11 protein-coding genes are annotated in these 12217 nt (G+C 34.5%); 3 read left to right on the forward strand and 8 right to left on the reverse strand.

Translation table 11 applies throughout. From position 1 onward, the window contains the following. Positions 1 to 17: 17 nt before the first annotated feature. The 5 genes from HMPREF9402_RS08715 to parE form a co-directional block, all read right to left on the reverse strand. Positions 18 to 986 carry a PhoH family protein gene (locus HMPREF9402_RS08715; RefSeq protein ID WP_006785332.1) on the reverse strand — a complete coding sequence of 323 codons (969 nt, stop codon included), beginning with the start codon at positions 984 to 986 and terminating at the stop codon, positions 18 to 20. Between the two features lie 12 nt (positions 987 to 998). Beyond that, positions 999 to 2126: a sporulation protein YqfD gene (locus HMPREF9402_RS08720; RefSeq protein WP_006785331.1), complete on the reverse strand. Its 1128-nt coding sequence runs from the start codon at positions 2124 to 2126 to the stop codon at positions 999 to 1001. Next, positions 2116 to 2388 carry a hypothetical protein gene (locus tag HMPREF9402_RS08725; RefSeq protein ID WP_009607139.1) on the reverse strand — a complete coding sequence of 91 codons (273 nt, stop codon included), beginning with the start codon at positions 2386 to 2388 and terminating at the stop codon, positions 2116 to 2118. Before HMPREF9402_RS08725 ends, HMPREF9402_RS08720 begins: the two co-directional genes overlap by 11 nt. A 139-nt stretch (positions 2389 to 2527) precedes the next feature. After that, complete coding sequence (parC, locus tag HMPREF9402_RS08730) at positions 2528 to 4933, reverse strand: DNA topoisomerase IV subunit A (protein ID WP_006785330.1); 2406 nt, start codon at positions 4931 to 4933, stop codon at positions 2528 to 2530. Positions 4934 to 4936: 3 nt separating this feature from the next. Next, entirely contained in the window at positions 4937 to 6871 is a 1935-nt protein-coding gene (gene parE, locus HMPREF9402_RS08735) for a DNA topoisomerase IV subunit B (RefSeq protein WP_009607136.1), read from the reverse strand. 257 nt (positions 6872 to 7128) lie between these two features. Here parE and plsY point away from each other — a divergent pair, with 257 nt between their 5' ends. Together plsY and HMPREF9402_RS08745 are read left to right on the forward strand one after the other, a co-directional pair. Beyond that, on the forward strand, positions 7129 to 7710 hold the full coding sequence (gene plsY / locus HMPREF9402_RS08740) for a glycerol-3-phosphate 1-O-acyltransferase PlsY (RefSeq protein WP_006785328.1): 582 nt from the start codon (positions 7129 to 7131) through the stop codon (positions 7708 to 7710). A 42-nt stretch (positions 7711 to 7752) separates the two neighbouring features. After that, positions 7753 to 7947 (forward strand): aspartyl-phosphate phosphatase Spo0E family protein, encoded by a 195-nt coding sequence (locus tag HMPREF9402_RS08745; protein ID WP_006785327.1) that lies wholly within the window; start codon positions 7753 to 7755, stop codon positions 7945 to 7947. 79 nt (positions 7948 to 8026) lie between these two features. Here the strand turns inward: HMPREF9402_RS08745 and HMPREF9402_RS08750 are convergent, their stop codons facing one another. The 3 genes from HMPREF9402_RS08750 to tkt form a co-directional block, all read right to left on the reverse strand. After that, positions 8027 to 8251 carry a YneF family protein gene (locus HMPREF9402_RS08750; protein ID WP_006785326.1) on the reverse strand — a complete coding sequence of 75 codons (225 nt, stop codon included), beginning with the start codon at positions 8249 to 8251 and terminating at the stop codon, positions 8027 to 8029. A 57-nt stretch (positions 8252 to 8308) separates the two neighbouring features. Beyond that, positions 8309 to 9583, reverse strand: a complete 1275-nt coding sequence (locus HMPREF9402_RS08755) for a PTS transporter subunit IIC (protein WP_009607144.1) — start codon at positions 9581 to 9583, stop codon at positions 8309 to 8311. A gap of 144 nt (positions 9584 to 9727) precedes the next feature. Next, positions 9728 to 11710, reverse strand: a complete 1983-nt coding sequence (tkt, locus tag HMPREF9402_RS08760; protein ID WP_009607151.1) for a transketolase — start codon at positions 11708 to 11710, stop codon at positions 9728 to 9730. A gap of 318 nt (positions 11711 to 12028) precedes the next feature. Here tkt and HMPREF9402_RS14205 point away from each other — a divergent pair. Further along, the coding region (locus HMPREF9402_RS14205; protein WP_238526660.1) for a DUF362 domain-containing protein at positions 12029 to 12217 on the forward strand (189 nt) is incomplete at its 3' end.

Here is a 12217-nt window from a genome sequence, read left to right on the forward strand (position 1 = left end):
TTTCGTTTGTTGCTCCTTTATTCTCCGGTCTTTTCATAGCTTTCAATAATTTTTTGAACAAGCGTATGTCGTACAACATCGACTGTTTCAAATTGAACAAATTCAATTCCTTTAACATCATGTAAAATTTCTTTTGCATGTTTTAATCCTGACTTCACCGGTTTTGGAAGGTCAATCTGCGTTTCATCACCTGTGACAACCATTTTTGAATTAAATCCTAAACGCGTTAAGAACATTTTCATCTGTTGTTTCGTTGTATTTTGCGCTTCATCTAAAATGATATAAGCATCTTCAAGTGTACGACCGCGCATATAAGCTAATGGGGCAATCTCGATAATCCCACGTTCAATCATTTTTTCAGTTTGTTCAAGACCTAATACATCATATAAAGCATCATATAACGGTCTTAAGTAAGGATCCACCTTCTCTTTTAAATCTCCAGGTAAGAATCCTAAATTTTCTCCCGCTTCTACAACAGGACGAGTTAAAATAATTTTTCGAACGATGTTTTTCTTTAATAATGAAACACCAATAACAACTGCTAAATAAGTTTTCCCTGTCCCTGCAGGACCAATTCCAAAGACTAAATCATTATCTAGAATTTTTCGATAATAATCTTTTTGATTAAAAGTTTTCGCAAAAATCGTTTTCCCTTGTGTTGTTTTAATAATTTTATATCGTTCATCAAACAATGACTCAAGTTCACCTAGGCGATTTTGTTCATTCATCTTAATTGCATATAAAACATCTCGCTCTGTTACGTCTTTTCCTTTACGATGTAAGTCCACTAAAGCTACTAACACTTCACGAACTTCTGAAGCTTTTGCTTCATCTCCGTAAACGTAGAGTTGATCTCCACGTAAAGAAATTTCAACATTATAGTAATCTTCAAAGATTTTTAAATGCTTATCATGATGTCCAACAACAGAAATAATCTCATCCATTGTTTCAAATACTTCTTGTATCTTAATCGGATCTTTACTCATAATTCAGCTCCTCTAATATGCGATATTTTCGTATACAGTTAGATGACATTTGAAATAAATCTCATCATCTGTTTCCTCTTCTGATATTATCTCCAAATTCTTGATGATAAACTCACCATCGGTTTCTTCTTTGAATTTATTTTGGACAAGGACTAATAAATTAGCCTTAATCTCGTCATAAGTGTTTGTTATTATTATATCACTTTTTTCATAATATTGTCTTTTTTCTAAATAAAGCGGTGAATTTTTGAGGAAAAAGAAGGGATCATATGATTTATCGACTTCTTCGTACTTTTCAAAATTTATCTCATCGAATGGAAAAGTAAATTCTTTTCCGCCAAGATGAAGAACATAATAAGTCTCTTTATTCGTTGTAAACCGTTCTTCTACATAGCTTTTAGACGCCCTTACATCAACAGTGTACCATGTATCAGCCCAAACTTCTCCCCGTGCCACATCATCTATCGGAATAATCTCACTCGTATATGGTTGCTCGACATAACAAGCAACAAGTGGATCCCCTTTTTTAACAACTTGATTTTGCTCCACCAACACACGACAACTGTCTACAATATAGTTCTTCACCAAACCAGAACGCTTAGCAAATAACGTTTGTGAATATTCACTGTCATCATCTTGTTCTTCTAACGTAATATCATAAACATCAAAAATGATGTCTGTTCCTTTTCGGTAGATATTTACCCATACATAATCATTGTAATAAGCTTTAAGCTCCTCATAAATCACATCCAAATCACTTTTTAGGAAATGAAATGGACCTAATTCCTGAAAGTGGGGTTCAAGCAAAGTTTCTAATTCATCTTGTTCCTGTGGTGTTAAATTTCCATCAATCCGATACCCGATGGTATACTTTTGCATTAAAAGCATCAAAATCAACACTAATCCAATGATAGGAACTCCTACTTTAAGAAAAGGCGGATAAATGGAAAGTGTCCGAGCAACCGGATATCCCTCCAATTTATCCAAAATATCCTTCCTAACCGTCACCAAGTAACCATCCGGATGTTTTTTCACCCCATAAATCATCACATTACGTTGCCTCAATCGATTAACTTCAGTCATTGTAGGCACTATGATTTGAACTTTTGGAATAAACAGACTTAACCACTTATTTTTCATTTTCATCACCGACTATTTCTATTTTTTTTACTCCATCACTTTCAATTCTAATAACAAAGTCTCCATATTCTTTAACTCTAAAATTGATTCCACTTAACTGATAAGTACAATCAGGCGTCTTAACCATGCAAAAATCATCCGTAAAATGTTCAACCGTACAACGATCGTTAATGATGACGGTTTTATTTTCTACAACTTGTAGTAGTGGATAATGTAAGGTTTGTTTAAATATTGCTGATTCAACTTTACTAAGCATTTGCATTCCTTTTCACCATCATTTCCGACTTAACTCTAGATACACTCATAAGATTGTATGTGCTAAGACCTAAGAATATGAACAAATGAATTTAGTTCGGTTCAAAATAAAAAATCGACTTCTTAATAGAAGCCGACTTTTCTAATTATTCTATTTCATCAATCATCAATTTCATGACCGCATCATCTACAATATTGGTTCCAACAGAGTTTAAATCAACCGCCTTAAAGAGTGAAAGATTCAACTTCACTTGCGTTGTCTCTGTTTTAATATAAACCTCTTGATTCGATTCAACTTTAATACAATCAACAAAATAATGTGGGTTTGATTTAATCGCCTTGATTCCAAGTGATCCTTTTTTATTACGTGAAGAGAGGGCAATATCTTTTACTTTTAACTTTTTGATATTCCCACGTTGTGTTAATAATAACAACTCATCGTTTGCATTAGCTAACACCACTTTGATTAGCTGATCATCTTTTCCAATGGCAATCCCTTTAACCCCCATAGCCTTAAGACCCGTAATAGCAATTTCCTCATCACTAAACTTCAACAAGTAACCCTGTTTTGTGACCATGATGACATCATTTGGACTTGGTGCTTTAACCACTGAAATTAAAACATCATCTTCTTTAACCGCCATCGCCATCATGGCACGATTATAACGAGACACTTCAAAATCACCTAAACGAGTCTTTTTAATCATACCGTTTGCTGTTGTAAAGAATAAACACTCTTCCGATTTAAAATCACTAATCGCGAAGACTGCTATCACTTTCTCCTCTGAATCGATCGTTACTAGATTTGAAACGTGCTGTCCAATATCTTTCCATTTAAACTCTGGGAGTTTATAGACTGGTAAGTAGATAAAACTTCCTCGATTCGTAAACATCAATAGCGTTTGTAGCGTATCGACTTGTAATTTTGATACCAGTTCATCGCCATCTTTCATCACTGGCATTTCAGATTTCGTTGCATTGTATGAACGAATACTCGTCCGTTTGACATATCCATCTTTTGTAACAGCGACAATAACATCTTCTTTGGTAATCATATCAGTCTCATCAATTTTAATCTCTTGAATTTGTTCCTCTATTTGACTGCGTCGCTCCGTTTTAAAATCTTTTCGCACTTGTTTTAATTCTGTTTGAATGACTTTTAATAACTTCGTTTCGCTACTTAAAATCTCAGTTAATTCTAAGATTGTTTTTGATAACTCTTCGTTTTCTTGTTGTAGCGCTGTCACATCTGTATTCGTTAAACGATATAACTGTAACATCACGATAGCTTCAGCTTGACGTTCACTAAACTCAAAAGCTACCATTAAATTTTTCTTCGCATCTGATTTATCTTTCGATTGGCGGATCATATGAACCACTTCATCTAAAACTGACACCATTTTAATTAAACCTTCAACGATGTGTTGACGTTCACGTGCACGTTTTAAATCATAATTTGAACGATTAGTTACAACTTCTTTTTGATGTTGGATATAAGCGTCAATTAAGTCCATTAATCCCATCAAGACAGGACGCTTATTATGAATCGCCACCATATTGATGTTATATGACACTTGTAAATCCGTATTTTTGAATAAATAGTTCAACACCATTTCAGATTTCACGTCTTTTTTTAGTTCAATGACAATACGTAATCCATTACGATCAGTTTCATCACGAACCTCCATGATTCCGTCGATTTTTTTATCAATACGTAAATCATCAATTTTTTTCACTAAATTCGCTTTATTGACTTCGTAAGGAATTTCAGTGACAACGATTTGATCGCGTCCTCCTCGAATCGTTTCAATCTCAGCTTTTGAACGAACAATAATACGTCCTTTTCCCGTAGCATATGCCTTTTTGATTTCTTGAATCCCTTGGATAATCGCTCCCGTTGGGAAATCTGGCCCTTTGATAAAGGTTAATAAGTCATCTAATTGACACTGTTTATGATTCATACGATGAATCACCGCATCAATAATTTCAGCTAAATTGTGAGGTGGAATATCAGTTGCATATCCTGCTGAAATCCCTGTCGCTCCATTAACTAATAAGTTAGGGAAAAATGCCGGTAATACCGTTGGTTCTGTCATTGAATCATCAAAGTTTGGAATAAAGTCAACTAAATTTTTATCGATATCTTTTAATAATAATCCTGAAATAGCTGATAATCTTGCTTCAGTATAACGCATCGCAGCTGCAGGATCGCCATCAATACTACCATTGTTCCCATGCATTTGCACAAGGGGTTCTCTTAATTTCCAATCCTGAGACATACGAACCATTGCCTCATATACAGATGAATCGCCATGAGGATGGTAATTACCAATAACATTTCCAACTGTTTTAGCCGATTTACGGAATGCTTTTTCAAATGTATTTCCGTCTTTATACATCGCATATAGAATACGTCGTTGTACCGGTTTTAATCCATCACGAGCATCAGGTAACGCACGATCTTGAATGATATATTTAGAGTAACGTCCGAAACGATCCCCCATAATATCTTCAAGTCGCATTACTTGAACGCGTTGGGTTGAGTTTTCCATAAATTACACCCTCTCTATATCATAATCATCTTCCATCGTAAAATCGACATTTTGCTCGATCCATTCACGACGTGGCTCAACTTTATCTCCCATTAACGTGGTTACGCGATGATCGGCATCTGCCGCATCTTCAATACTGACTTGAATTAACGTACGTGTTTCAGGATTCATAGTTGTATCCCATAATTGATCCGCGTTCATTTCTCCAAGACCTTTGTAACGTTGTAACGTGTAGCCTTTTCCGACTTTCGCAATAACGCTTCCTAACTCTTCGTCTGTCCATGCATACTCAACCACTTGCTTTTTTCCTTGTCCTTTAGACACTTTATAAAGCGGTGGCAATGCAATGTAAACTTTACCCGCTTCAACTAATTCACGCATGTATCGGAAGAAGAATGTTAGTAATAATACCTGAATATGCGCCCCATCGGTATCAGCATCGGTCATAATGATGACTTTATCATAATTGACATCACTTAATTCAAAATTCGCTCCTACACCTGCACCGATGGTATAAATCATCGTATTAATTTCCTCATTTTTAAAGATATCTTCCATCTTTGCTTTTTCAGTATTGATGACCTTACCACGTAGAGGTAAAATTGCTTGGAAGGCACGGTTACGACCTAGTTTCGCTGATCCACCCGCTGAATCCCCTTCGACTAAGAATAACTCATTTTTCTGAGGATTTTTCGTTTGAGCTGGCGTTAACTTTCCTGAAAGATTCGTTTCTTTTTTCTTTTTCGTTTTTCCACTACGAGCATCTTCTCGCGCTTTACGCGCTGCTTCACGGACTTGAGCTGCTTTAATCGCTTTTTTAATTAATTGTGTCGCAACAGCTCCATTTTCTTCAAAGAAAAATGTTAATTTTTCTGCAATCACATTATCTACCGCTGAACGAGCCTCTGGCGTTCCAAGTTTCGCCTTTGTTTGTCCTTCAAATTGTAATAAATTTTCAGGAATTCGAACTGAAACGATGGCCGCTAACCCTTCACGAATGTCTGCACCTTCTAAATTTTTCTCTTTTTCTTTAAGTAATCCATTACGTCTCGCATAGTCATTAAAAATACGAGTTAAGACAGCTTTAGCTCCTGTTTCATGAGTTCCACCATCTTTAGTCCGAACATTATTAACGAAAGATAAAATATTTTCTGAATAACTTCCAGAATATTGGAAAGCAAAATCAACTTCAATCTCTTGGCTTTCTCCCTCGAAATAAACTACATCATGAAGGGTATCTTTTCCTTCGTTTAAATAACTAACAAATGATTTAATTCCATCTTCATAGTAAAATGTTTCTTCTTTATCGTTTCTTAAATCGATTAACTCAATTTTTAATCCTTTTAAAAGAAATGCTGATTCACGTAATCGTTCACTTAAAATATCAAATGAATAAACTGTTGTTGAGAAAATTTCAGGATCTGGTTTGAAGCTTACTAATGTTCCTGTTTCTTTACTTTTACCAATGATATCAAGACCTGTAACAGGATGCCCACCATTCTCAAAACGTTGACGATATACATTCCCATCACGTTTGATTGTCACTTCAACCCACTCAGATAGGGCATTTACAACACTTGCCCCTACCCCGTGTAATCCTCCAGATGTTTTATATCCACCTGTTCCAAACTTTCCACCTGCATGTAAGACAGTAAAAATAACTTCTGGTGTCGGCTTTCCTGATTTATGCATTCCAGTTGGAACTCCTCGCCCAGAATCTTGTACACTGATGCTATTATTTTCATGAATTGTTACTTTTATATGATCACCATATCCGGCTAAAACTTCGTCAATGGCATTATCTACAATTTCATAGACAAGATGATGTAACCCGCGACTGTCAGTTGAACCAATATACATCCCTGGTCTTTTACGGACTGCTTCTAGTCCTTCGAGTACTTGTATTGAGTCTTCATTATAATTTAAGTGCGTCGACATCATAACACTCCTTTCCCTTTCCATTATCTCATTTTAAAAGATTTTCTCGAAGATTAAAAGATGTTATTAGACATTATAAGACTAATTTATAAATTTTAATTCCAAATCTATTCAAAATAACTGTATTATACATTAATTAAAGTATGAATTATAGCGTGAAATATGTCGAAAAAGAAGTTTTTTATATTTTTTTTGTAAATTTCACTAATATTATCGGAGTCTATGCTATAATAATTCTGCAAAAAAGGAGGATTTAAATGATTAACTTCATACTAATTATTGCCGCTTACTTGCTAGGATCATTTCCTTCAGCGCTTGTAATTGGAAAAACATTTTATCAAAAAGATATTCGTCAATATGGTTCTGGTAACCTAGGGTCAACGAATGCCTTCCGAGTTCTTGGAAAAAAAGGGGGGACCATTGTCTTTATTCTTGATGTGTTAAAAGGTGGGTTAGCTGTTTTAGCAGCCATGTACTTAGGAGCTACGATCCATCCCTTAATTATTTCGATGTTTGCTTTAATCGGACATATTTACCCTATTTTTGCTAACTTCAAAGGTGGAAAAGCTGTTGCAACAAGTGCAGGAATCATTTTATTCTATTCACCTCTTTTATTTATCACACTCTTTATTATCTTTGTCATTTCATTAAAGATATGGAAAATGGTCTCTTTATCTTCAACTATTATCTCAATTGCCGCAGTATTAATTGTTTGGTTTGGACATTATGACTTAACAGCCAAAATTATGTTTACCTTATTTGCTGCAATGATTATTATTAAGCACATCCCGAACTATAAACGTATTTTAAATGGAACTGAAAATAAAGTCTCATTTTAAACACTATTACATTATATTCAAAAATACCTAGGGGGAATCATCTTGAAAACTATTTCATGTTCAGAACCGATGAATTTCAATAATTCTAAAGACATTTATAATCGTATTACAACCATTAAGGCTGAATTACACGAACTCGTAAAAACATTTGGAATGGTACATGAATTGACAGTAGCAAAAAGTCAAGAATTAGATTTAGTTGTAAATGAATACATGTGTTCTAAACAACAATTTTAATTTTAAAAAGACGCCCTGAAAGGCGTCTTTTCTTACATTTATCATCATAAAAAGCGTATGTTTTCATACGCTTTTTGTTTTATTTCATATTTTGATTAATTGATTTCATCACTTGGTTAATTTGTTTTTGAGATGGTGTACGTCCCATTTGCATCATCATTGTACGAACAACCTCTTCATTAATAGGTGGGTTTTTTTGTAAATATTTTTTTAATTGTTTTTGAGCAACAAAGAATCCAATAATTGCACCAATTAAAATAGCTACAATAATCCAAACCCAAAATACCCAGTTAGTATATAACATATTACTTCCTCCAAACATTTTTACAATTGAATAGTCCAATACTATATTCAATTTATACTAGAATATGAACAATCTGTCAAGTAATTGTGAAATAAAGAACGTGTCTAGTGACCTAAAACTTCCTTCTAATTGTAGCGCTTTTAAAAAATGTAATGAAAGCGTTGGGATAACGGTTAATAAAATTCCATTCATAAATGAAGCAATCAGTGTCCCTTTAACTCCATTTACCTGATTTGCCATTTTACTAACTAAAACTCCAATCAATCCAATAGACACTAACTCTGGCATCACAATCTCAGTTACTTGATAAAAACTCAGATACATTAAGGTGACAAGCGCAGCCACATAACTACTAATAAACCCAATTAACCCAACATACCGACAATGTTGAAGTTGATAAAACCAATCCGTTGCAAAATAGGCAGTCGGAATTATTTTTTCAAAAAAGGATAAATAAACGGGATATACACTGATGATTAATCGATAAAACCCATAAAAACACCCGATTCCCATTAAAAGAATTAAAACATTAATCACTTGCAACCCAATACCTTCAACAATCAATTGATTCAAAATCACTAATCTTGTCTGTTCATGATAGCCTTGAAAATAGGCGATAAAAGTTAATAAAACTGTTGTTATGATTAAAAAGAACGTCACGCCACTAAATCCTTTTTTAAGTATTCGTTTAAAATTTGAGTTTTCAACAAAGTCCTCAGTTGATAAATGACACTTACCAAATAAATTTCCTGCCCCAATACAGAGCCAGTTATCTAGGTAATGAAATAACCCAAGTGTTGTACGACCTTCTAATTCCCCTTTACAAAGCTTTGAGGTGATTGAAGGTGCTATACTCATGACCATTCCTAATACTACTGCCATCATCATAATTTGGCTCGAAATTGAGAGTGAACTTTGTTGTAAAAGAGTCATCATCACAGTCGTGAATATAATCATTTCAAATGGTGCAATAAATAAATGTTTAAACCTTGTATAATAAGCTAATGCTACATTGATGACAAAGGCCATTAAAACCGTACATATAATCACAAACCATTTCTCGATTAAAACTGTTTCAAATGAAGCGGAACTCATATAAACGGGTGATATTTTCAAAACATAGCAAATCACTGAAGAAATCAAATAATAATAACTATTTAAAAAGACTAAACTCATTAAAAACAAGCCGATTCCTAGTATTATTTTAGATTGAACAATTATTAACTGCTTAAGTGATTCACGTTCTTTAATTTGATTCATGAGTGTAATCAGTATAAAAAAAAGACTCATCATCAAAACAATGGAAATTTGCACCTCTAGTGTAAGACTCATCCCTCATCCTCCCCAAAAGTTTTACCTAATTATAACAAATTTTCATATTCTTTTATATGTGTTTTTAACCTAAATTTCACTCTGAACAAAAAAAAGAAAGCTTGGCTTTGACCAAAACTTTCCCTTTTTATTTAAATTTAAAAATTACGCCATTTCTTTGAATAATGACACAACATTTTCTGCTGTAAATCCATAAGCTTCAATAACTTTATTAGCTGGTGCAGAAGCTCCAAAACGATCAATTCCCATGACAACTCCATCAAAGCCTACATATTTATGCCATCCATAAGTTGCTCCCATTTCAATTGACATACGTTTTGTTACCTGTTTTGGAAGAATGCTTTCACGGTATTCTTTTGATTGTTTTTCAAATAAATCCATTGATGGCATACTTACAACACGTACATAAATTCCTTCACTTGCTAATTTTTCTTGTGCTTCAACCGCTAAATTAACCTCAGAACCTGTTGCAATTAAGATTCCATCCATTTCTTTAGCTGCTTCACTTACGACGTAAGCCCCTTTACTTACACCTTCATATGATGTATGAGCCATTGTTGTTAAATTTTGACGAGTTAAAATTAACGCCGTTGGTGTATTTTTAGATTCAACAGCTAAACGCCAGGCTGCTGCTGTTTCAGTTGCATCTGCTGGACGAATGACTGAGAAGTTAGGAATCGTACGTAACATAGCTAATTGCTCGATTGGTTCATGTGTTGGACCATCTTCACCTACTGCAATTGAGTCATGCGTTAAAACGTAAGTAACTGGTAATCCCATTAAGGCAGCCATACGCATTGCTGGTTTTAAATAGTCGCAGAATACGAAGAATGTTCCACCGAATACGCGAACTCCACCGTGTAATGCCATCCCATTTAAAATCGAAGCCATCGCAAACTCACGAACTCCGAAATAAATATTGCGTCCATCTGGTGTTACTTTAGAGAAATCTCCACCATTTTTAATATTTGTTTTATTTGAATGAGAAAGGTCAGCAGATCCCCCTAAGAAATAAGGAATCGCCGAAGCAATAGCATTAATTGCTTCATTGTTTGTATCACGTGTAGCTGCAGAATGCCCTGTTTCATAAGTTGGCATCACGTCTTTTAAATCAACTACTAATTCATTATTCATTGCCTTTGTTAACTCTTCTGCTAATTCTGGATAAGCTTTTGAGTAACCTGCAAATAATTCATCCCACATCTTATTAGCAACTTGTCCACGTTCTTTAATTGTTTCATTAAAATGATGATAAACTTCAGCTGGTACCGTAAATGGCTCATGATTCCATCCATATTGTGATTTAGCATACGCCCCGTCCTCATCACCAAGAGGTGCACCATGAACTGCATTTGTTCCTTGAAGTTTTGAACCATATCCAATGACTGTTTTCACTTCAATAATTGACGGTTTATCTGTTGTTTGTTTCGCACATTCGATTGCTTTATTGATGGCTTCAACATCATTTCCATCTTCAACACGTTGAATATGCCAACCATAAGATTCATAACGCTTTAAAACATCTTCTGTAAAGCTTTGTGTTAAATCTCCATCTAAACAAATGTCATTTGAATCATATAACACAACCACTTTTCCAAGCCCTAAATGTCCAGCAAGTGATGATGCTTCACTTGTTACCCCTTCCATTAAATCTCCATCACCACAAATTACAAAGTTGTAATGATCGATTAACGAGTAACCTTCTTTATTATAACGGCTTGCTAAATACTTTTCTGCTAATGCCATTCCGATTGCCATTGGAATTCCTTGTCCAAGCGGTCCACTTGTAGCATCAATTCCATCTGTATGACCATACTCAGGATGTCCTGGTGTTTTTGAATCCCACTGACGGAATTGTTTAATGTCATCCATGCTCACACTATATCCTGATAAATGTAGTAATGAATAAAGTAACATTGAACCATGTCCTGCCGCTAACACAAAACGGTCACGATTAAACCAATTACTATTACTTGGATTTGCATTTAAATGCTGTGTAAATAATGTGTAAGCCATCGGTGCTGCCCCTAACACAACACCAGGATGTCCTGATTTCGCCTTATTGATAGCGTCAATACCTAATGTTCGAATTGCATTAATTGATTGTAATGAGATGTTATTTTCCACGTTATTACCTCCTCTATACCACCTATATAATACCCTTTTGTCGAAATTTTTACAATATTTTAGAAAAAATTTTTATTTCACAATCTAACAACTATCTTTTCTTTCATTCTAGCGTTCTTCTCCTTATTCTCGACGTAACCTTCTATCCTCTAATCAGGGAATACGATTTTTTATAATAAAAGAGATTAGAATGAAAAATCTCGACTTATTTTTGCTGATTTTAATCCTGTTTTTTATAGAATTAATGCATAGGGATTACAGGATTTGCTAGCATATGTTATAATAAAAAGGAGTTATTTAATAGGGAGGTTATCACGTATGCCACGTAAAATTCTTGATACTTGTATCGCTTGTGGATCTTGTGCTGCTGAATGTCCAGTAGAATGTATTTCTGAAGGAGATATCTACTCAATTGATGCAGACGTATGTATTGACTGTGGGGGCTTGCGAAGCAGTTTGTCCAACAGAATCAATTATCGAAGCATAATTCTAATCAGAATAAAAAAA

This window comes from Turicibacter sp. HGF1 (genome assembly GCF_000191865.1).
Taxonomy (GTDB): Bacteria; Bacillota_I; Bacilli_A; order MOL361; family Turicibacteraceae; genus Turicibacter; species Turicibacter sanguinis.